At 64.4% G+C, this 21,692-nt stretch carries 13 protein-coding genes, 1 pseudogene and 2 riboswitches; of the genes and pseudogenes, 9 read left to right on the forward strand and 5 right to left on the reverse strand.

Annotated elements, in window-relative coordinates:
* The first annotated feature begins 8 nt into the window (after window positions 1-8).
* The 9 genes and pseudogenes from ACLF6L_RS09800 (at window position 9) to ACLF6L_RS09840 (ending at window position 11,093) form a co-directional block, all read left to right on the forward strand.
* Window positions 9-890 (forward strand): heme/hemin ABC transporter substrate-binding protein, encoded by an 882-nt coding sequence (locus ACLF6L_RS09800; RefSeq protein WP_412851581.1) that lies wholly within the window; start codon window positions 9-11, stop codon window positions 888-890.
* On the forward strand, window positions 887-1,966 hold the full coding sequence (locus ACLF6L_RS09805) for a FecCD family ABC transporter permease (RefSeq protein ID WP_008932146.1): 1,080 nt from the start codon (window positions 887-889) through the stop codon (window positions 1,964-1,966). The genes ACLF6L_RS09800 and ACLF6L_RS09805 overlap by 4 nt, the downstream gene beginning before the upstream one ends.
* Complete coding sequence (locus ACLF6L_RS09810; RefSeq protein WP_412851582.1) at window positions 1,963-2,790, forward strand: heme ABC transporter ATP-binding protein; 828 nt, start codon at window positions 1,963-1,965, stop codon at window positions 2,788-2,790. Before ACLF6L_RS09805 ends, ACLF6L_RS09810 begins: the two co-directional genes overlap by 4 nt.
* Window positions 2,787-4,097 carry a radical SAM protein gene (locus ACLF6L_RS09815; protein WP_412851583.1) on the forward strand — a complete coding sequence of 437 codons (1,311 nt, stop codon included), beginning with the start codon at window positions 2,787-2,789 and terminating at the stop codon, window positions 4,095-4,097. The genes ACLF6L_RS09810 and ACLF6L_RS09815 overlap by 4 nt, the downstream gene beginning before the upstream one ends.
* A 151-nt stretch (window positions 4,098-4,248) precedes the next feature.
* On the forward strand, window positions 4,249-5,097 hold the full coding sequence (locus ACLF6L_RS09820) for an HDOD domain-containing protein (RefSeq protein ID WP_238617984.1): 849 nt from the start codon (window positions 4,249-4,251) through the stop codon (window positions 5,095-5,097).
* Window positions 5,098-5,234: 137 nt separating this feature from the next.
* Window positions 5,235-7,445 (forward strand): annotated as a pseudogene (locus ACLF6L_RS09825) (ribonucleoside triphosphate reductase); the annotation flags it as partial.
* A gap of 16 nt (window positions 7,446-7,461) precedes the next feature.
* Window positions 7,462-8,097: an anaerobic ribonucleoside-triphosphate reductase activating protein gene (locus tag ACLF6L_RS09830; RefSeq protein ID WP_238617985.1), complete on the forward strand. Its 636-nt coding sequence runs from the start codon at window positions 7,462-7,464 to the stop codon at window positions 8,095-8,097.
* Window positions 8,098-8,164: 67 nt separating this feature from the next.
* On the forward strand, window positions 8,165-9,997 hold the full coding sequence (locus tag ACLF6L_RS09835; RefSeq protein ID WP_412851584.1) for a diguanylate cyclase: 1,833 nt from the start codon (window positions 8,165-8,167) through the stop codon (window positions 9,995-9,997).
* A 74-nt stretch (window positions 9,998-10,071) separates the two neighbouring features.
* Window positions 10,072-10,317: riboswitch (cobalamin riboswitch) on the forward strand.
* Window positions 10,318-10,436: 119 nt separating this feature from the next.
* Window positions 10,437-11,093 (forward strand): energy-coupling factor ABC transporter permease, encoded by a 657-nt coding sequence (locus ACLF6L_RS09840; protein ID WP_238622907.1) that lies wholly within the window; start codon window positions 10,437-10,439, stop codon window positions 11,091-11,093.
* On the opposite strand, the gene ACLF6L_RS09845 is transcribed toward ACLF6L_RS09840, so the two are convergent.
* From ACLF6L_RS09845 to amt, 5 genes are all read right to left on the reverse strand, one after another.
* Window positions 11,088-11,714, reverse strand: coding sequence for a vWA domain-containing protein (locus tag ACLF6L_RS09845; protein ID WP_238617988.1), 627 nt, complete (start codon window positions 11,712-11,714; stop codon window positions 11,088-11,090). The genes ACLF6L_RS09840 and ACLF6L_RS09845 overlap by 6 nt on opposite strands.
* A gap of 23 nt (window positions 11,715-11,737) precedes the next feature.
* Complete coding sequence (locus tag ACLF6L_RS09850) at window positions 11,738-12,817, reverse strand: ATP-binding protein (RefSeq protein ID WP_238617989.1); 1,080 nt, start codon at window positions 12,815-12,817, stop codon at window positions 11,738-11,740.
* Complete coding sequence (gene cobN, locus ACLF6L_RS09855; protein WP_412851585.1) at window positions 12,814-16,605, reverse strand: cobaltochelatase subunit CobN; 3,792 nt, start codon at window positions 16,603-16,605, stop codon at window positions 12,814-12,816. Before cobN ends, ACLF6L_RS09850 begins: the two co-directional genes overlap by 4 nt.
* Window positions 16,605-17,729 carry a cobalamin biosynthesis protein CobW gene (gene cobW, locus ACLF6L_RS09860; protein WP_412851586.1) on the reverse strand — a complete coding sequence of 375 codons (1,125 nt, stop codon included), beginning with the start codon at window positions 17,727-17,729 and terminating at the stop codon, window positions 16,605-16,607. The genes cobN and cobW overlap by 1 nt, the downstream gene beginning before the upstream one ends.
* 39 nt (window positions 17,730-17,768) lie before the next feature.
* Window positions 17,769-18,005: riboswitch (cobalamin riboswitch) on the reverse strand.
* A gap of 138 nt (window positions 18,006-18,143) precedes the next feature.
* Window positions 18,144-21,548: an ammonium transporter gene (gene amt, locus ACLF6L_RS09865; protein ID WP_412851587.1), complete on the reverse strand. Its 3,405-nt coding sequence runs from the start codon at window positions 21,546-21,548 to the stop codon at window positions 18,144-18,146.
* Window positions 21,549-21,692 lie beyond the last annotated feature (144 nt).

Consider the following 21,692-nt stretch of genomic DNA (forward strand, 5'->3'; position numbering starts at 1 on the left):
AGGTCGACATGCACCGTCGTGAACTGCTGCGCCTGATGGGCGTCATGGCCCTCGCCGGTCTGCCTACCGGCCTGTGGGCCATGCAGCACCGTGCCGATGACGGACTGAGTGAGGGGCACCGCCTCATCACCATCGGTGGCGGACTGACGGAGACCGTCTTCGCCCTGGGGGCCGGCGACCGGATCGTGGGTACCGACAGCACCAGCACCTACCCGGTGGCCGCCGAGGCCCTGCCCAGGGTGGGCTACCAGCACACCCTCACCATCGAGAGCCTGCTGGCCCTGCGGCCCCACGCCCTGATCCATGACGGCAGCGCCGGACCCGAAGGCACGCTGACCCGGGCCCGGGAGGCCGGCGTACGGATACTGACCGTCCCCGGGGAACCGAGCCTGGAAGGGTTCAGGGCCAGGGTACGGACCCTGGGACAATGGCTGGACGCCACGGAAACCGCCCGGCGGGTCATCGACGATGTGGACCAGGACCTGGCCCGGGCCAGGGATCTGCAGGCGGGATTTCCCCGCCCGCCCGCCGTGGTGGCCCTGATGGCCCACGGCCAGGGCAATGCGGTGGCCGCGGGCCAGGACACCAAGGCGGATGCCCTGATCCGCCTGGCCGGCGGACGCAATGTCTTCACCGACTTTGCCGGCTATCGGCCCGTGTCCCGGGAAGGCGTCATGGCCAAACGCCCCGATGCCCTGGTGATCACCGGGGCGGCGGCGGCGGACTTCGGCGGCATGCTGGGGCGGGTACCGCAATATGTGGGCGACACCCTGTTCCTACTGGGGTTCGGCCCGAGGCTGGGCGAGGCCGTGCTCACGGTCACCCGTTTCCTGGGGGGTGATTCACGCACCCGCCGGGACGCCCGCTTCACCGATATCCCATCCGCATGAGCACGGTGGCTTCCCAAATCCCCGCCACCGGGACCCTCTCGGCGCCCGGCTCCCGCTCGGCCCGTGCCCGCTGGGTGGTGATCGCCCTGATACCGGCGGTCCTCGCCGCCGCTCTGCTGGGACTGACCACCGGGGCGGTGGAGGTGAGTCCGGCGGAAGTCCTGTGGGTATTGACCGGACACCTGGATGACCCGTTCCTGCGGGAAGTCATTCTCAACCTGCGCCTGCCCCGGGTGCTGGTGGCCATCACCGTGGGTGCCGCCTTGGCCGTGAGCGGGGTGGCCCTGCAGGGCCTGTTCAGGAACCCACTGGCCGACCCGGGCCTGATCGGCGTATCCGCCGGCGCGGCCCTGGGGGCGGTCAGCGTGATCGTGCTGGGCACCACCGTGCTGGCCCCGCTGGTCATGGCCCTGGGCGTGTTCACCCTGCCGCTGGCGGCGTTTGCCGGTGGTCTGGGGACCACCTGGCTGGTCTACCGGCTGGCCAGTCACGGCGGGCATACCTCGGTGGCCACCCTGCTGCTGGGCGGTATCGCCATCAATGCCATTGCCGGCGCCGCCACCGGCATGCTGGTGTACATGGCCGACGACCAGCAACTGCGTACCCTCACCTTCTGGAACATGGGTTCGCTGGCTCACGCCGGCTGGACCCTGTGGGCCGTCAGCGCGGGACTGGTCCTGCTGGCCCTGGCCTGCATGCCCCTGGTGGCCCGTGCCCTCAACGGCCTCATGCTGGGGGAGTCCGTGGCCACCCATCTGGGCTTTCCCGTGCACCGGATCAAGACCCTGGTGGTGGTCATGGCCGCCCTGGCGGTGGGTGCCTCCGTGGCCATTGCCGGCATCATCGGATTCGTCGGGCTGGTGGTGCCCCATCTGCTGCGCCTGACCATCGGCCCGGACCACCGTTATCTGCTGCCGGCCTCGGCCCTGGGGGGCGCCCTGCTGCTCCTGCTGGCCGATGCCCTCGCCCGTATCATCGTCGCCCCCGCGGAGCTGCCCATCGGGCTGCTCACATCCCTGCTGGGGGGACCATTTTTCCTCTGGCTGCTGCTGCGGCAAAAAGGGAGGCTCGGATGAACACACAGGCCCTGGCAAAAGTGTCCAATCTGGTGGTGGAACGGGGGGGACGGTACCTGCTGGATCAGGCCAACCTGGAGGCCCACCCAGGCAGCGTGCATGTGCTGGTGGGTCCCAACGGTGCCGGCAAGAGCACCTTGCTGTCGGTGATGGCCGGTGATCTGCGGCCCAGCAGCGGCGAGGTCACCTGGTGTGGACAGACACTGGACCAATGGTGTCCCCATGCCCTGGCCCGCTGCCGGGCGGTACTGCCCCAGGAAACCGTGGTCACGTTCCCGCTCACCGCCTGGGAAGTGGCGGAGATGGGGCGGCTGCCCCATCGCACCCCGGAACGGGACGCCAGAATCGTCCGCGAGGCCCTGGACCGGGCCGGCGTATGGCACCTGTCGGGCCGGGACTACCGCAGTCTTTCCGGCGGGGAACGCCAACGGGTGCAGATGGCCCGGGTACTGGCCCAGGTCCACGACACGGGACCGGACCAACCGGGCCTGCTGTTGCTGGACGAACCCACTTCGGCCCTGGACGTCAGGCATCAGCTGCGGCTCATGGAACTGCTGCGGGTGGACGCCGCCCGGGGTCGAACCATCCTGGTGGTGCTGCACGACCTGAATCTGGCCGCCGCCTACGCGGACCATATCACCGTGCTCAAAGACGGCAAGGTGGTGGCCAGCGGCACGCCGGCCCAGGTCATGCGCGCCGAAACCATCACCCACGCATGGGGCGTGGAATGCCTGGTGGAAAGGGACAGTCTCACGGGATGCCCCTGGGTCCGCATGCGCTACGGCCTGGGTTGCGCCACCGCTCACCGGGAGCATGCCGCATGACCACCATCGCCACCGACATGCCCGGTCTGTCCATGCCTGCCTTCAGCGAGGATCTGCCCTACCCCCGGCGCAAGCGCAGCCATCATGACGCCATCATGCCGCTGCAGCCCCTGTGCGAGGGCACCGCGACCCTGGGTGAACACCTGCTGAACCGGACGGCGGACTCGCGCCCCAGGGCCATTTACCTGCACATCCCGTTCTGTCGCCGGATCTGCCATTTCTGCAACATGCGCCGGATGAAGGGCAGCCCCGAGTCCCGCTATGCCGATCTGCTGATCCGGGAAATGGAAGCCGTCACCAGGATCCCCTATGTCCGGGACGGCATCTATGGCGCCGTGTATTTCGGTGGCGGCACCCCCAGCACCCTGTCCACGCCCGACCTGCAGCGGATCCTGCAGGCACTCAGGACACATTTTCAACTGACGGATGACGTGGAAATCACCCTGGAAAGCAGCCTCTCCGACCTGGATGAAGACAAGCTGAGGGCGGTCATGGCGGAAGGCATCAACCGTCTCAGTCTGGGCGTGCAGACCTTCCATGACCGTGGCCGGCGCCTGCTGGGTCGGTTGGGTGACGGGGAATGGGTCAAGGCGCACATCCGGCGTTTCCGCGCCCTGGGGCTGGACAACCTGGGCATGGACCTGATCTACCACTACCCCATGCAGAGCGACGGGGAACTGGCCCACGACCTTGCCGCCATCGCCGAGCTGGATCTGGCGGGTTTTTCCCTGTATTCCCTGATGATCCGGGAAAAGAGCCGCCTGGCCCATGAACACATGGCCCATGCCACCCAGACTCCGCAGACCCTGGCCCGGGAATGGCAACTGTTTTCACGGATTCTGGAAGCCGGTCAACGGCAGGGATTCGAGAGTCTGGAACTGACCAAGATGGTCAGGCCCGGCAGGGATCGTTACCGGTATGTGGCATTGCGCTACCAGGGCGGCGACACCCTGCCGCTGGGGGCCGGTGCCGGCGGGCGACTGGCCGGCATGATGCTCATGAACCCCTTGTCCCTGGAGGCTTATGCCCAGAGTTTGGAGAGGGTCACCGATCGCGAGGGCATGACCACCCGTCCGCCCTATGATGCCCTGTATCGATTCATCGGCGCCATCCAGTTCGGCCATGTGACGCCGGGCACGGTGCCGGAAGCGGCACATGCGGACCTGCTGGCGCGCTGCGAGCAACGGGTGGATCAAGCGCTCCTCACTCCCCTCGGGGACGGTCGTTACTCCCTGACGCCGAAGGGTATTTTCTGGGGTAACAACCTGGCGGCGGAACTGGCCGGCTGCGTGATGGAACAACTTTGAGCACCGGCTCGGGCCTGCAAAACGCTGCGGGCCGACCACCCCGGCTGGTACTTCCGGGTCCATCATCCCCGAGAATGGTCATTGATTTCCGTGGATCTCCAGATCCATCATTGCCGATTCATCACCAGCAAATGGATCGTGGGACCGCTGTATGGACCAAGGAAAAGCCGTCAAAGACTTCGAAATACCGGCACGCCCCGACATTCTGACGGAAATCCAACGGCTACGAAGTCTTCCCGACGTGGCCCTCAACCAGTTTGCGGATCTCATTGCCAGGGACGTAGGGCTGTCGGCCGGCGTACTGAAAATGGTGAACTCCCCCCTGTTCGGCCGAAGCAGACAGATTACCGACATTCATAACGCGGTGGCCCTGCTGGGTATCCATTCCATCACCCAGCTGGTCGCATCCCAGAAGCTGCGTCAATCCATCACCGGCAGAGCCTGCATATCCCTGGAAAAGTTCTGGGACACAGCCACCCAGACCGCGCAAACCATGCTGCTGCTGAGAAACCATCTCAATCTGCATCGAACCTGTCCCGCCGATGATGCCTACAGCTTTGGTCTGTTTCGTGACTGCGGTATCCCCATCATGGCCATCAAGTATCCTGATTATCGGTCCGTACTCATGGCGGCCAATCAGAATCCTGACCGGGTTTTCACGGAGGTGGAAGAAGATCACTACCCGACCAACCACGCGGTGATCGGCTACTACGTGGCCAGCTCATGGAACCTTCCTCAGACCATGACCCAGCTGATCCTCAGGCATCACGATCCGTCATTTCTGGACGACCGGCAAGTCGGCCGCTCCCAGAAGGACCTCTATGCCATCAGCAAACTGGCCGCCAATATCCTGAGCCAGGTGAAGCAGGGCAGCGATGACTGTGAATGGCCGGCCGTCAGCATCCGTGTACTGGATCATCTGGGTCTGACCGAGTACGACCATGATGTCCTGCAGGCGGACCTTTCCGAAGAGCTGATCCTGCGGCACGGCATCTGCTGATCCATCGCGGCGCCGACCGGCCTTGCCGGAGGGGTGGGACCCAGGGCTTCCACAAAATATTGTGCCTGTTATAATCCGCGGCACCATATATCGCCCCATCAAAGGATCCCGTCTTCATGGAACCCCTGCCTTCCCGAATGCCCGCCCTGCCCGCCCAAGTCATCAAGCGTGACGGCCGTCGTCTGCCCTTTGATGCCGCCCGCATCGAGTCCGCCATCCGCCGGGCCGGTCAGGCCACCGGAGAATTCGGAGACCATGAGGCCACCCTGCTCACCGCCCAGGTGGTGAAGGTGCTGGCCCATCGTTTTGCCCAGGGTCAGTGCCCGGACATCGAAAACATCCAGGATGTGGTGGAGCAGACCCTGATCAGTGCCAACCACCTGCGCACCGCCCGGGCCTATATCGTCTACCGGGAACAGCACAAGGCCCTGCGGGCCGACCGCCGGACCCTGGTGGATGTGGATGCCTCCATCAGCGAATACCTGGACCGTTCCGACTGGCGGGTGGCCGCCAACGCCAACCAGGGCTACTCCCTGGGCGGTCTGATCCTCAACACCTCCGGCAAGATGATCGCCAATTACTGGCTCAACCACGTCTATCCCCCGGAGATCGGCCAGGCCCATCGGGACGGCGACTACCACATCCATGACCTGGACATGCTGGCCGGCTACTGCGCCGGCTGGTCCCTGCGCACCCTGCTGGTGGAAGGCTTCAACGGTGTGCCGGGCAAGGTGGAAGCCGCCCCGCCCCGCCACTTCTCCTCCGCCGTGGGCCAGATCGTCAATTTCCTGGGCACCCTGCAGAACGAATGGGCCGGCGCCCAGGCCTTTTCCAGCTTCGACACCTACATGGCCCCGTTTGTCCGGGTGGACCGGCTCGACTACGCCCAGGTCAAGCAGTACATGCAGGAACTGATCTACAACCTCAACGTCCCGTCTCGCTGGGGCTGCCAGACGCCCTTCACCAATCTGACCTTCGATTGGGTCTGCCCGGAAGACCTGCGGGAGCAGGTGCCCGTCATCGGCGGCCGGGAGCAGGATTTCTGCTACGGCGACCTGCAGGCGGAGATGGACATGATCAACCGGGCCTACATCGAAGTGATGACCGAAGGAGACGCCCGGGGCCGGATCTTCACCTTCCCCATTCCCACCTACAACATCACCCCGGATTTTCCCTGGGAAAGCGACAACACGGAACGGCTGTTCGCCATGACCGCCAAGTACGGCCTGCCCTATTTCCAGAATTTCCTCAATTCGGAGCTGTCGCCCAACATGGTGCGCTCCATGTGCTGCCGGCTACAGCTGGACCTGCGGGAACTGCTCAAGCGGGGCAACGGCCTGTTCGGCTCGGCGGAACAGACCGGCTCCCTGGGCGTGGTCACCATCAACTGCGCCCGCCTGGGCTTCACCCATCGGGGCGACGAAGCCGGTCTGCTGGCCCAACTGGACCGGCTGCTGGAACTGGCCCGCAACAGCCTGGAGATCAAGCGCAAGGTCATCGCCCGACACATGGAGGACGGACTGTTCCCCTACACCCGGCGCTACCTGGGGACATTGCGCAACCACTTTTCCACCATCGGCGTGAACGGCATCAACGAGATGATCCGCAACTTCACCGACGATGCCCAGGACATCACCACCGACGCCGGCCATGCCATGGCCCTGCGTCTGCTGGACCATGTCCGCGCCCGGATGCTGGAATTCCAGGAGGAGACCGGCAACATGTACAACCTGGAGGCGACGCCCGCCGAGGGCACCACCTACCGCTTTGCCCGGGAGGATCAAAAGCGCTATCCGGGCATCATCCAGTCCGGCACCCCGGATGCCCCCTACTACACCAACAGCTCCCAGCTGCCGGTGGGCTTCACCGCTGATCCCTTCGAGGCCCTGTCCCGCCAGGAAGCACTGCAGACCCGCTACACCGGCGGCACCGTGCTGCATCTGTACATGGGCGAGCAGATCTCCTCCCCGGAGGCCTGCAAGCGCCTGGTGCGCCGGGCCCTGGAAAACTTCCGCCAGCCCTACATCACGGTCACGCCGATCTTCTCCATCTGCCCCAAGCACGGTTACATCGCCGGCGAGCATGCCTTCTGCCCCCACTGCGACCAGGAGATCATCGCCCGCAAACAGGCCCAGGCCGCCGCGGTGGCCTGAGTCGTACCCCACCCTTTTCAAGGAAGTCACAAAATGATGAAAACGAATCCCCCAATCTCCGCCGACATCACCCTGAGCGACGAGGAACGCACTCCCTGCGAGGTCTGGACCCGGGTCATGGGGTATCACCGCCCGGTGTCCGCCTTCAACAAGGGCAAGCAGTCGGAACACGCGCAGCGCCGCTACTTCGAGGAACCCGGCGTCACGGGCCATGCAAACCGCTGAATGTACCGTGCCGGCCACGGCGGCTGAATCGCTGCGGGTGGGGGGAATGACCCCCCTCACCACCATCGACTATCCCGGTGAGCTGGCGGCCGTGATCTTCTGCCAGGGCTGCCCCTGGCGCTGTGGGTATTGCCATAACACCCGGCTACAGCCGCCACGGACGGATGCGCCGATAGGCTGGGACCAGGTGACGGCGTTTCTGTCCCGGCGCCGCGGGCTGCTGGATGCCGTGGTGTTCAGCGGCGGCGAGCCCACCCTGCAGGGCGGGCTGGCACGGGCCATGGTCCAGGTGCGAAAAATGGGTTTCAAGGTGGGGTTGCACACCGCCGGCGTCTATCCAGAGCGTCTGGCCCGGGTTCTGCCCTTCACCGATTGGGTGGGCCTGGACATCAAGGCCCTGCCCGAAGACTATCCAGCGATCACGGGTGTGCCGGGTTCCGGCGAGGCCGCCTGGGACAGCCTGTACCGGGTGCTGGCCACCGACGTGGCCCTGGAGGTGCGCACCACCGTGGTGCCTGAACTGGAAGCACAACTGCCCGCCCTGCAATCCCGCCTGGCCCGGGCCGGGGTCCGAAGGCACCAGCTGCAGACCGCCAGGACCACGTCCATCGTTTGGGCATGAACTGGAATCGGTCTCGAACGTGGTAACCTTGCGAGTGGGATACTCCAAACCAGGACCCCACCGCATCATGACGCTTAAACGCTACATCATCCTGCTGCTGGGTTCGGGCCTGTTGCTGCTGGTGGCCATCCAGTGGTGGCTTACCTATCAGGCCGCGGAAGCGATGTCCCTGCGCCTGCAGACCCGCTTGGCGGAAGAAGTGAGCAGTCAGGTCAACGACAAGGTACGCCAGTTCTTCGATGTTCCCCGGCAGGTGGTGAGCCTCAATGTCGCCCAGGTCCGGCAGGGCGTGATCGATCCACGAGATCCTGAAGCCCTGGTCCGCAATTTCCTGCTGCAACTGGAGCAGCAACCCCTGCTCACTTTTCTCTCCACGGGCACGCCCGAAGGGGAATATTTTGCTGCCAGCCGCCCTCCGCTGGGCGAGGATCGCAGTCTGCGGATCTTGCAGGCCAGCATCGCCAACCACCGGGTCATGTCTCTCTACCGCGTGGATGAACGCAATCGTCCGGGACAACTGATCGATGCCGGCAATGATAACTACGATGCCCGACTCCGCCCCTGGTTCGTGACTGCCCAGATGATGGGGCGCATGAGCTGGTACCCGGTCTACCGTTATGCCATCAATGACCCCGCGGATGACTACAGCGCCATGGGACTGGGCATGTCTGCCCCCCTCTATGGGGCCGATGACCAGTTCGTGGGCGTGATCACCGCCGATGTGTCCATCGTCCAGCTCAGCCGTTGGTTGGCCGAAGTGATGGAGCGCTCCGGGGGTGTGGCCTTCATCACCGAACCGGACGGAAAACTACTGGCAAACTCGACCCCGGACCCGGTCTATTTCCTGAGCCGTGACGAAACCCGCAGGATCAGTCTATGGGAAAGTGATTCTCCTCTGCTCAGGGAACTGGGCGAACTGTTGGAACGACAAGCCGACCCTGAACAGGGCCGGATACTGCACCAGATCGGCAACGAACGCTATCTGGTGGACTGGGTGTCTTACTCACTCCGGGACGGCCCGACACTCAGGATCGTGCAGGCGATCCCCCAGAGCCAGTTCATGGCACCGATGCTGGATCTACTACGGCAATTGCTGCTGGTGGCGGCCGGGATACTGTTGCTGGGAATGATCCTGATCACCCTCATCAGCATCTGGGTCACCCGTCCTCTGGTGGCCTTGAGTCGCTGGGCAAGCCGACTCGGACGGGGGGATTGGACCTACCGGCCCGACATCCGCACTCCGGTCCAGGAAGTCAGCCGGTTATCCCAGGCATTGGGACAGATGGCACATCACATGGAACGACAGACCCAGGATCTGGAGCGGCTGGTTGCCACGCGCACGCGGGAGCTGGAGCAGGCCAACCAGGAATTGTCCCGATTGTCCCGCACCGACGCGCTCACCGGCCTGGCCAACCGACGCAGCCTTGATGAGGTGCTGGCAAGGGAATGGGGGAGAACCCGCCGTTTTGCCCAGCCGTTGAGTCTGCTGATGCTGGATATCGACTGGTTCAAGGCCTACAACGATCAGCATGGACACCCGGCGGGAGACCACTGCATGCAGGTGCTGGCCGACGTGCTACGGCAACATACCCAGCGGGCCACCGATCTGGCGGCCCGCTACGGCGGTGAGGAGTTTGCCGTTGTCTGCAGCGGTCTTGATCATGCAAGGGCCCTTGGATTGGCGGAAGAGATTCGCGGCATGCTGGAACAAAGGGCGTTGCCCCACGAAAGCTCCCCGTTGGGGGTGATCACGGTCAGCATCGGCGTGGCGACGCTGAATATGGGGGACACACGCTCACCCGGACAACTGATCGAAGCGGCGGATCTGGCGCTCTATCGCGCCAAGGCGTCCGGCCGCAACCGGGTTGTCTCGGTAGAGAACACACACGTCGCACATTGACTTGCTTCCCCAAGGTTCGTAAGGTTTCGGCTGCTTCAGGTGACCCGGCGGCACGTGCCGTCGGGATCGCGGTGCCTGTGCGTCCGGCCTATGGTCGGCGTCGAGTGTCGTGATCGGGAAGCCGGTGCGGCGGGTGACGTGAATATATTTCACACACCGGCCAAGGCCGGCGCTGTCCCCGCAACGGTAGGCGAGTCAAAGTGTGGCATCACGTCACTGTGCCGAAGGCGTAATACTGCGTCCGGCATGGGAAGGCGCCTCACCGGAAGCATAGCTTCCTCTCGCAAGCCCGGAGACCGGCCTCAAGCAACGCGCCACACGGCGGGGAACCGTGAACGGCGGCGTACACGCCTGGCATGCCGCTGCGCTTGCCGAGTTGCCTGCCGCCTTGATCCTGCCCCCCGCATGGTTTCTGGAACCCGATAGACCGAGGTCTGCCATGCATATCGAAACAGGCTTGATTGCCCAACCCAAACTCATCCTTGCCGGGGCCACCGCCGCGGTCGTACTTGCCTATTACCTACGCCACCTCATACGCCGCCCACAGGACTGGCCGCGTATTCTCCTGGCCGCGCTTTTCTTCTCGGTCTTCATGGAGGCTATCCACTTTCACGTCGGGCCATCGGAGCTTCACTTCGTCGGGGCCATGGCCATCTACTTCACCCTGGGCTTTCTGCCCGCACTGTTCGGCTTTGCTCTAGGATTGCTCCTGCAGGCCCTCATCTTCGAACCTGCCGACCTGGCGCATTGGGCAGTCAACAGCCTCTCCCTGATCCTGCCGCTGCTGCTGGTCCACTACACCATCGGGCGACGCTACCGGGAACAGGGCGAAACCCTGACCTGGGGACGGATTTTGCGTCTGGATGCGATGTACTACAGCGGCGTGGCCCTGATGGTGGGTTTCTGGCTGGCGGGAACAGGGACAGGAATCAGCGCCTGGGCGCTGTGGGCCAGTTCTTATGCGCTCATCGTGCTCATCGAACCCCTGGTCACCTACGCCGCAGTGCGCTTGCTGAAAGCCCACGAAGGCAAGCGGCTGGGTCGTCTGTTTGCCGTGGATAATCTGCGTATCGCCTCTGCGCGGCAGTCCTCATAGGGCATTCACGTGCCCATGGGCACACCCCCAGGCCTGGGCGATCCTCGCCGCCCGTCCCAGGGAGACGGCTTCAGTCTCGAAGTCCACCACCTGGCAGACATCGGCATGCGCTGGCCTGGGGGGAATCCGGTGGGTACGGCCATCGGTCAGCAACCATAAACCGATGCGCTTGTCGGGGTTCCGGCGGCGTACCTGCAACAGCAGGGCGTCCGCCAGCGCCACGCCGGAGGCCATCGGCGTCCCTCCGCCACCACCGATGGGCGCGATCCAGTCCTCGTTGAAGACGGCGGCTCGGGCCGGGGGCTGCAACACCCGGGCCCCACTGCCGGAAAACCCGATCACCGCCAGTTCCCCCCGCAGAACATAGATCTGTTGTACCCAGGTGGACAGCAGTCCCTTGGCCAGGGCCAGCTTGTCCCGACGCAGCATGGAACCGGAACAGTCCAACACCAGACAATAGAGCATGTCACCATGCCCCCGGCGGCGACGATAAACCAGAGCGTCCCGGGTCAGGGGGCCATGCCCCTTGTGGATCAGGCTGCGGTGCCAGTGGATGACCCCCGGCCCAAGGCGGGAGAACTCACGCTGCCGACCGGGGTTGTCACCGCGCCCGTCGGGCACCTGTCCGGGTGCCCGACGGTGCGTCAGGGCTTTTTTACCGGCAAGGGCCTCGCAACATCCCACGGCCGGTAGGCCACCGGCTCCGGCGGCAGTACGCCCCATTCATCATCATGATCCGGTTCCGGATCCTGGCCACGGGATGTTTCCGTGGACTCCGATTCCATCGTCGCCCCGGCAGGAGGCGGACGCCTCTGCTCGGCGGCATGCGAGCCTTGAGGCGGAACCTCCACCGACTCGGAGCCGGCCGGCGGACGCCGATGATCCAGCACCAGGGCCTGCACCGCCTGCACGTCCTGTTCCTCTATCCGGGATCGTGCCGCCAGGGCGGCGTGGGCACGGGCGGCACGCAGCATGACCAGATCCGCTCTCACCCCTTCCACCCCTGCCTCGAAACACAACCGGCTGACCTGCCGGTGCAAATCATCCTCGAACACCAGGCTTTCAAGTCGGTTGCGAGCCCGGCAGAGCCGCTCCAGCAATGCCCGTTGTGCCTGATCATGGCGCAGGACAAAGCCATGCGGGTCCATCTCGAAGGCCAGCCGCGCGCGCACGATGGCCTCCCGAGTGGGGGGATCGATCCCCCCGTCCAGGGTGACGAAAAGACCAAAGCGGTCCAGCAATTGGGGGCGTAGCCTGCCCTCCTCCGGGTTCATGGTGCCCACCAGCACGAACCGGGCCGGGTGTTGGTGGGAAATGCCGTCCCGCTCCACCCGATTGACGCCGCCGGCACTCACATCCAGCAACTGGTCCACCAGCACGTCCGGCAACAGGTTGACCTCATCCACATACAGCACCCCCTGATGGGCCCGGGCCAGCAGGCCGGGGCGGAAGTTCACCTGGCCGTGCTGGAGTGCGCTTTCGATGTCCAGCGATCCCAGCAACTGTTCTTCACTGGCCCCCAGGGGGAGATTGACGAAGCAACCCTCCGGCAGCAGCTGGGCCAGGGCACGGGCGCTGGTGGTCTTGGCCGATCCCCGGGGTCCCTGGATCAGCACTCCGCCGATGAGAGGATCAATGGCCGCCAGCAACAGGGCCATCCGCAGGCGGGGCACCCCGACCAGGGCTGTGAACGGGTATTGGGGTGTCGGGATCTGCACGCTCATGCCCCCTCCCAACGGGCCTCGCTCTCCAGCAACCGGGTTTCCAGCTGCTCACGATAATTCCCCGGCGCCTGCCACAGGCCACGCTGCATGGCCTCCAGCAGACGCTCGCACATCTCGTGCAGGGCATCCGGGTTGTGCCGTTCCAGAAAGGCCCGGTTATGAGGGTCGTTGATCAAGGCATCCGTCACCCGGGCATACTGATCATCCCGCACCACCCGGGCGGTGGCGTCATAGGCAAACAGGTAATCCACGGTGGCGGCCATCTCCGCCGCCCCCTTGTAGCCATGGCGCTGCATCGCCTGGATCCATTTGGGATTGGTGACCCGGGCCCGGATCACCCGGCTGATCTCCTGGGCCAGGGACTGAACCCTGGGCGCCTGGGGATTGCTGTGATCCCCGAAAAAGAGCGCGGGCTGACGTCCGCTCAGATAGCGCACGGCCGCACTCATGCCACCCTGGAACTGGTAATAGTCATCGGAATCCAGCAGATCGTGTTCCCGATTGTCCTGGTTCTGCACCACCAGATCGATCCCTGTCAGTCGTTGCCGGAAGACATCGGGCAGGGCGGCCCCCTGGTCCCGGGTGCCGTAAGCATAGCTCCCCCAGTTCACGTAGGCCTCGCTCAGATCCCCATCGTCCCGCCATTGCCGGCTCTCCATCAGTCCTTGCAGCCCGGCACCGTAAGCACCGGGCCGGGCGCCGAAGATGCGCAGTCCCGCCCGTCGGCGAGCCGTATCCGGGTCCAGCCCCCGCGCCACACCCGCCCGGGTCTCCCGCAGGATACGGGCGCGGATGGGATTGACGGCCTCCGGTTCGTCCAGCCCGGCCACCGCCTGTACCGCGGCATCGAACAGGCGGATGACATTGGTGAAGGCATCGCGAAAGAACCCGGAGATGCGTAGGGTCACGTCGATGCGGGGGCGGTCCAGGGCGGACATGGGCAGGATCTCGAAATCCGTCACCCGGTGACTGCCCGCCGCCCAGCGGGGGCGCACGCCGATCAGGGCCATGGCCTGGGCGATGTCATCGCCGCCGGTGCGCATGGTGGCCGTGCCCCAGACCGACAGACCGACGGCCCGGGGATAGTCTCCCTCCTCCTGCAGATAACGCTCCACCAGCAGATTGGCGGATTTCAGGCCCAGCATCCAGCTGGTGGGGGTGGGCACGGCGCGAACGTCCACGGAATAGAAGTTGCGTCCGGTGGGCAGGACGTCGGGGCGCCCCCGACTGGGGGCGCCACTGGGCCCCGGAGGCACGAAACGCCCCGCCAATCCCCGGGTGAGCTGCAACAACTCCTGGGGACCGCAGGCCTCCAGGGCCGGCCGCAGACGCTGATGGATGCGTTCCAGTACCTGGCGGGTGGCAGACCAACCACCTTCGTCCACGGGTAGCCCCTGGCTCAGGATCCGCAGGGCCAGGCACTCCAGGCGTTCCCGGGTATCCCCCTGATGCCGCCAGGGGGTATCACTGATTCCGGCCAGTAACGGCGGACGAAGGCCCTGCCAGGGCGCCTCCCAGGGGGCGTCCAGAGGATCGAAACCCTCCCCCAAAAGATCCCGGGACAAGGCCCGGATCAGGCTGTCGTTGCCCCCCCTGCCATCACCGGAGGGGTAGCGGGCCAGGGCCAGCAGCGTATCCACCGCCTGGCGTCCCATCGGGGAGCGACCAAACACGTGCAGGCCATCCCGGATCTGGCTTTCCTTGAGTTCACACAGATAGGCATCGGTACGGTTCAGCAGGCGCTGTTCGTCCGTTTCGCAGCGGGGCGCCTCCAGCCCCAGATCCTGGTGCAGGTTCTGGGCCAGGATCATCTCCAGAATCCGCCGCCGTAGCACGCCGGCCCGCTGCCGGTCCAGCATCAGCGCCTCGTAATACTCGTCCACCAGCCGCTCCAGATCCCGGGTGGGGCCGTAGTTTTCCGCCCGTGTCAGGGGCGGCATCAGATGATCAATGATCACCGCCTGGGCGCGGCGCTTGGCCTGGGTGCCTTCCCCCGGGTCGTTGACGATGAAGGGATAGAGATGGGGCATGGGCCCCAGGATCAGGTCCGGCCAGCAGGTCCGGCTCAGGGCCACACTCTTGCCCGGCAACCACTCCAGGTTGCCGTGTTTGCCCACATGCACCACGGCATCGCAGTCGAAACGTCGGCGCAGCCAGGCATGAAAGGCCAGGTAATAGTGAGGTGGCACCAGATCCGGATCATGGTAGTTGGCCATCATGTCCAGGTGATATCCCCTGGGAGGCTGAATGCCGATGAAGACGTGGCCACAGCGCAGCCCGGCGATCATGAACCGCCCCCGGCGCACCATGGGGTCCTGATCCGGCGCCCCCCAGCGGGACAGGACCGCCGACCGGCAGACCTCGGGAAGATCCTGGAAGAAGGCCTCGTAATCCGGCATGGACAGGCTTTGCCAGGCGGTGCGCACGGGCCAGCGGTCCGGGTCGTTGGTGATGCCCCGGCGCAGCAGCGCCATCAGGGCATCGCCGTTGTCAGGGATGGGTCCGAGGCGGTAACCCTCCTGCCGCAGCCGTTCCAGAATGACGATGACGGACTGGGGCGTATCCAGTCCCACGCCGTTGCCCAGACGCCCTTCCCGGGTGGGATAGTTGGCCAGGATGAGCGCCAGCCGCTTGTCGCCATTGTCCAGGGTCCGCAGGCGGCACCAGCGTCGGGCCAGCTCGGCCACAAAGCGGATGCGCTCGGGCTGGGGCTGATAGTGAACCACATCGCTCTGGGTATGGGGGCAACGATGCTGAAGTCCCTTGAAACTGACCGCCCGGGAAATGATATGGCCATCCATCTCCGGCAATGCCACCTGCATGGCGATATCCCGGGGCTGCAGCCCGTGAGGATCAGACTCCCAGGCCGCCTCATTGCCGCCGGACAGCAGTATCTGCACCACCGGGACATCGTCCAGCAACGGCGTATCCGCGACCGATTCCACCCCGCCCCGGGCAAAGGCGGTGCTGTTGAGCACCAGGCTCACGGCCTGCTCCCGGCACAGTCGGCGCACGGTGTCCAGGCACAGGGGGGCCTTAAGGGAAATCAGGGCCAGAGGCAGGGGATTGAGACCACACTCCAGCAGACTCCCGCACAGGGCGTCGAACACCTGGATATTTCCTGCCTGCAAATGGGCGCGATAAAACAGCAGGGCCACCCGGGGGGCGCCGGGAACCCAGCGGGCCTCCCAGGCCGCCACCGTGCCCACATCCAGCTCCGGGTGAAAGATCCCGATGGCGGGCAGAGGCCGGGGCGGCGGCACCGACAGGGGCAACTGGAAGAAGGTGGCGCCCAGGTAGCGGTAAAAGGCCCGGATATTGGCCCCGCCCCCTTCCCGCAGATAGCGCCACAGGGTCCGACAGATCTCCGGGGCCACCGTACTGCCCGCCAGCAGGCGGGGATCCTCCACATGATCGCCGGAGAACATGGCCAGGGCGATGCCGCGTCGGCGGCACAGGGCCTGCACCTGCTCGGTGCCGTAGGGCCAGTAGGACTCCCCACCCAGGTGATCAATGATGATCAGGCGCGCCCGTTCCAGCACACTTTCCATGTAGAGATCCACGGAAGCCGGCTGGCGCAGGTGCAGCAGATTGGCCAGACGCAAGGTCGGATAACCAATCAGGCCGCCCCCCGGTGCCTGGGGATTGCCGGGATAATGGGCGGCCAGCAGGGCCAGGGTGGTATCCGCCGCGCTGAGGATGACGATCTCCGCCGGGGACTGATCCAGCCGGATGGTGACCGTATCGTCATCCACAAAGCCGCCGGGCTGGGCCGACAGCAGGTGCATCAGGCCGGTTCCGCAAGCGCCGCCGGTGCCAGGGCCTGCCGCAGCACGGCGGCCGACAGACCGCGGCCGATACAGACCAGGCGGGTCCGGGGCGACTCGTCAGGCCGCCACGGACGGTCGAAATAGCTGTCAAAGCGACGGCCTACCCCCTGGATCACCAACCGCATGGGCTTGCCGGGCAGGCAGGCAAAGCCCTTGATGCGGAGAATGTCATGGGTACTTACCAGGGCCTGCAGCCCTTCCAGCAGGGCTTCCCGATCCACCGCCGGCAACTCGACGACGACGGAATCAAAGGCGTCATGTCCATGCTCGTGTTCGTGTTCATGCCCGTGGGCGGCGCCCTCTCCCTCATGGTGGTGATGATGGTGGTGATGGGCGTGGCGTAGATGGATGCCCTCCTCCGCGGCACAACCCAGACCCAGCAACAGGGACAGATCCAGACGTCCGTGATCGGCGGTCACCACCTTGACCTGGGGCGGGATCTCCCCGCGCACCAACGCCTCCACCTGTTGCAGGGCCTCCGGTGTGATCAGATCCCCCTTGTTCAAAAGCACCAGATCCGCCGCGGAAAGTTGATCCTCAAACAGTTCATGCAGACCGGAGACATGATCCAGATTGGGGTCTGCGCGACGCTGACGTTCCACCGCCTCCGGATTGGCGGCAAACCGGCCGGCGGCGACGGCGGGGGCATCGACCACGGTGATGACCGCATCCACCGTGCAGCCGGTGCGAATGGCCGGCCAGTTGAAGGCCTGCACCAAGGGTTTTGGCAGGGCCAGGCCCGAGGTTTCGATGAGGATGTGATCGATCTCGTCGCGGCGCTCCATCAGGGCCTGCATGACCGGATAGAAGGCCTCCTGCACGGTACAGCACAGACAGCCGTTGGCCAGTTCGTAGATGCGGCCGGCCTCTTCGCCCTCTTCGGTTTCGCAGCCCACGGTGCAGCCGCGAAGGATCTCCCCGTCCACGCCCAGTTCACCGAACTCATTGACGATAACCGCAATGCGCCGTCCCTGGGCATGATCCAGGATGTGGCGCAACAACGTGGTCTTTCCACTGCCCAGAAAGCCGGTGACGATGGTGGCAGGGATGCGCGCCCGGAAGGCGCCCGAGGATGCAGACATGGAATGTCTCCCGCACGCCGCCCGCGTGCATGTTGATGGAGTGACAGATATTCCGCGGGCCGGTCTCCGGGCTCGTGGCTGTGCCGGGGCACACAGGGGATCGCCTTCCCATGAGGCGCGCCTGAACGAAGGCGCAACCTCACAGTGGCCGGATGATCCCTGCTCACCACCTACCGTTGCGGGGGCAGCGCCGGCATGGTCGCCACGGCGACGTCACCGGCTTCCCGTTTCACCCGAAGGCACTGGCCTGCGGGCACCCGTGGAAGGATTGAACAAACGGGGCAAGCTTACCGGGTATGGCACCACTCAGACAATCGCCACCACACAGGAGGATAATGATTTCGCTGCCTTGGTACTTTGAAATGGACCCGGTACACCAGTGGATTCAAAAACACCTCAGCCTGTGCCCTGCCCTCACCGTGGCATGAGCCGCACCGGTGCGATCTCATGCAGGGGCCGGGGTCTGCCAATGTGATAGCCCTGCACGAAATCCACCCCGATCCGGCCCAGGGCATCCATGATTTCCTCGTTTTCCACGAACTCCGCAATAGTCTTCAGGCCCATTTCATGGCCGATGGTATTGATGGCCCGCACCATGGCCAGGTCAACAGGGTCATGGGCGATATCCTTGACGAAGGCGCCATCGATTTTCAGATAGTCCACCGGCAGGTTTTTCAGATACCCGAACGAGGACAGACCACTGCCGAAGTCATCCAGCGCAAACAGACAGCCCAGATGCCTGACTTCCCGGATGAAAGGGACCACCTTGGAGAGATTGCCGATGGCCGCGCTTTCCGTGATTTCCAGGCAGAGGGTTCCCGGTGGCAGGGCCAGCTGTTCCAGGTCCGCCTTGAGGCTCTGCCGGAAGCGGTCATCGGACAGGGAGGCGCCCGACAGGTTGACGCACCAGGTACCGTCCAAGCCACCCGACCGGCGACAATTGTCACTCAGCCAGGCCAGCACATTGCGCACCACCCACTGGTCGATACGGGGCATCATCTGATAACGCTCCGCGGCGGGAATGAAACTACCGGGACTGATGATCTGATCCCCTTCCCGCAACCGCAGCAATACTTCGTAATGCACCGACACGCACCCACATCCCGCCACCAAAGGTACGATGGGCTGCACATAGAGACGGAACCGGTCTTCATCCAGGGCGGACTGCAGCCGCGAAACCCATTGCACTTGTCCATGTTGTTCCAGCAAATGCTGATCGTCCGGCTGATACACATGCACCTGACTTCTGCCGGCCTCCTTGGCCGCATAACAGGCCGAATCCGCGGCGGAAAGCAATGCGGCCAAGGACCCGTGCCCCTCGCCGATCCCCACCAGTCCGATGCTGATCCCCAAACTGAAGGATTTGTCCTGCCAGGCGAAGCGAAAGTCCTGTACCGACTGACGCATGGCCTCGGCCACCTGACAGGCCTTGTCCATCGGGCAATCCCGCAGCAGCAGACCGAATTCATCGCCACCCAACCGGGCCAGTACATCGGCGCTCCGCACATGTCGCCCCAAAAGCGCCGTGATCTGACGCAAGGCCTCGTCCCCGGCCTCATGACCACAGGTATCATTGATCACCTTGAACTGATCCAGATCCAGATAACCAAGTACATGATGGGTATCGGATTCGAAGGCGCCGTCAAGCAGGTGAGTGAGACATTCCTCGAAGGCCCGCCGGTTGAGAATCCCGGTCAGGACATCATGCCGAGCCTGATAGGTCAGTTCACGGGACAGGTTCAGGGTGACGGTGACATCATGGATCACCAGCACCACCCCCATGATGAAACCCTCGTGGGAACGGATGGGGGCAGCGGAGTCCTGAACCGGAATCTGCCTGCCGTCACGACGGCGCAGCAGACCATGCTCATGACGGCGAATGGGCTGCCCCCCGGAAAGCACCGAACGCACGGGATTTTCCATCATCCTGCCGGTCTTCTCGTCCACAAGACGATAGACCGACCCGATATGCTGGCCACGGGCCTCGCTCAGGTCCACGCCCGTCAGACGCTGGGCAACGGGGTTGATATACTGGATCACACCGGACTCATCGGTGGTGATCACCCCATCACCAATGGACGCCAGCGTGACCCTGGCCAGGTCCCGCTCCCGCTGTAACTGCTCCTCCACCTGCCGTCGTTCCGTCACGTCCCTGACCAGGGCCGTGAACATGACCTGATCACCCACCTGACTCTCGGTGACGGATACCTCCACCGTACACCGATTCCCGTCATCCTTCTTGAGCCGATAGGCCTGCCGCTCCCCAGGATTCGGCAAGGCGGCACACTCGCCGGTTTCGGTCCTGGCATCACGTCCCTCGAACAGCAGATGCACCGGTTTTCCCACCGCCCGGGCGGCAGGGATGCCGAAAAGATGCTCGGCCCCGGGATTGACCCCGGTGAGCACCCCGTCCCGGGAGAATGTCATCACGCCTTCCTTCATGTCCCGGATGATGGCCCGGGTCTGATCCATGGCCCTGGCCAGGGTATCCATCAGGCGGTTGTAATGGACCGCGATCTGGCCCACTTCGGTAAAGGGCTCCACCGCCACGCGCCGGTCCAGCGTGCCACTGCTTGCCTGCTCATTCATGGTCTGTATCAATTCCGCGAGTTCATCGCGGGCACCATGTTCCGAGACGTTCAGACCCAGGCTTTCATCCAGGGGGGTGACCCGCAACGGCATCAAACGATTGATGAATCTCAGCAACAGATAGGCAGTGACGAAGGACCAAAGGCCGCAGACCAGGATACCCAGCAACTGGACCCCCACCTGCTGGTGGCGTTCCAGCTCCGTACCCAGGGCAGACAGATCACCGAACAACCCCACCGCGAGGGTCCCCCAGATGCCGGCGGCCAGATGGGCGGGGATCGCCCCCACCGCATCATCCACACGCAAACGCAGCAGCATTTCATGGCAAAGGACCATGAGAATGGCCCCCACCCCACCCACCATCACCGCATTGGCGGCGGAAAGGGCATGAGCACCGGCGGTAATGGCCACCAGGCCGGCAATGGCCCCATTGAGGGCATACAGCACCTCCGGATAACCCCGGAAACGCCAGCCGATGAGAAGCCCGGTGAGAATGCCTCCGACCGCGGCCAGAGTGGTGTTGACCAGAATGCCCGGCACCCGACCATCCATCGCCAAGGTACTGCCCCCATTGAAACCGAACCAGCCGAAGAACAGGATCAGCAGACCCAGCATGGCCATGGGCAAATTGCCCGCCGGAATCACCCGGGGCCGCTCGCCCGCCACGAAACGCCCGGTACGACTGCCCACCACGATGACCCCGGCCAGCGCCACCCAACCACCCAGGCTGTGCACCACCGTGGAACCGGCAAAATCCACGAACCCCATATCCGCCAGCCAGCCTGATCCACTGCCCGTCACCCCACCCCAAGCCCAGTGGCCGAAGACGGGATAGATCAGCCCCGCCACCAGCGCGGTCACCACCATGTAACTGGCAAAGCGCATGCGCTCCGCCACCGCACCGGACACGATGGTGGAGGCAGTGGCGCAGAACATCACCTGGAAGAAAAAGAACGCCGCCAGCCAAGGCACGCTGCCTGATCCAAGCTCCGGCAGAAACCCGCTCAGCCCGATCCAGCCACCCATACTGTCGCCGAACATGAGGGCGAAGCCAAACAACCAGAACAGAAAAGCGGCCAAGGCAAAGTCAGCCACATTTTTAAGCGCCACATTGATGGCGTTCTTGTTTCGGGTCAGACCGGATTCCAGGCAAAGAAACCCCGCCTGCATGGTAAAGACCAGACTGGCGCAAAGAATGATCCAGAGAATGTCGATCTGACTGACTTGCATGGCGCTCTCACGGTTTTTACGGGGTAGCTATCGGCGCAATCACACTGCACAAGCACCAAAATGGTGCGCTTCTCGCCCAAAACACATCCGAATAAAGAGTTAATTCCTGTCATGGCAAGCTCCATGGCACAGCAGGAATAAACC

The organism is Ectothiorhodospira shaposhnikovii (assembly GCF_047222355.1).
Lineage (GTDB): Bacteria > Pseudomonadota > Gammaproteobacteria > Ectothiorhodospirales > Ectothiorhodospiraceae > Ectothiorhodospira.

Excerpts from the sequence above, each read along its gene's own strand:
- ACLF6L_RS09800 (WP_412851581.1), top strand. The coding sequence starts at position 9 with ATGCACCGTCGTGAACTGCTGCGCCTGATGGGCGTCATGGCCCTCGCC.
- ACLF6L_RS09805 (WP_008932146.1), top strand. The coding sequence starts at position 887 with ATGAGCACGGTGGCTTCCCAAATCCCCGCCACCGGGACCCTCTCGGCG.
- ACLF6L_RS09810 (WP_412851582.1), top strand. The coding sequence starts at position 1,963 with ATGAACACACAGGCCCTGGCAAAAGTGTCCAATCTGGTGGTGGAACGG.
- ACLF6L_RS09815 (WP_412851583.1), top strand. The coding sequence starts at position 2,787 with ATGACCACCATCGCCACCGACATGCCCGGTCTGTCCATGCCTGCCTTC.
- ACLF6L_RS09820 (WP_238617984.1), top strand. The coding sequence starts at position 4,249 with ATGGACCAAGGAAAAGCCGTCAAAGACTTCGAAATACCGGCACGCCCC.
- ACLF6L_RS09830 (WP_238617985.1), top strand. The coding sequence starts at position 7,462 with ATGCAAACCGCTGAATGTACCGTGCCGGCCACGGCGGCTGAATCGCTG.
- ACLF6L_RS09835 (WP_412851584.1), top strand. The coding sequence starts at position 8,165 with ATGACGCTTAAACGCTACATCATCCTGCTGCTGGGTTCGGGCCTGTTG.
- ACLF6L_RS09840 (WP_238622907.1), top strand. The coding sequence starts at position 10,437 with ATGCATATCGAAACAGGCTTGATTGCCCAACCCAAACTCATCCTTGCC.
- ACLF6L_RS09850 (WP_238617989.1), bottom strand. The coding sequence starts at position 12,817 with ATGAGCGTGCAGATCCCGACACCCCAATACCCGTTCACAGCCCTGGTC.
- cobN (WP_412851585.1), bottom strand. The coding sequence starts at position 16,605 with ATGCACCTGCTGTCGGCCCAGCCCGGCGGCTTTGTGGATGACGATACG.
- cobW (WP_412851586.1), bottom strand. The coding sequence starts at position 17,729 with ATGTCTGCATCCTCGGGCGCCTTCCGGGCGCGCATCCCTGCCACCATC.
- amt (WP_412851587.1), bottom strand. The coding sequence starts at position 21,548 with ATGCAAGTCAGTCAGATCGACATTCTCTGGATCATTCTTTGCGCCAGT.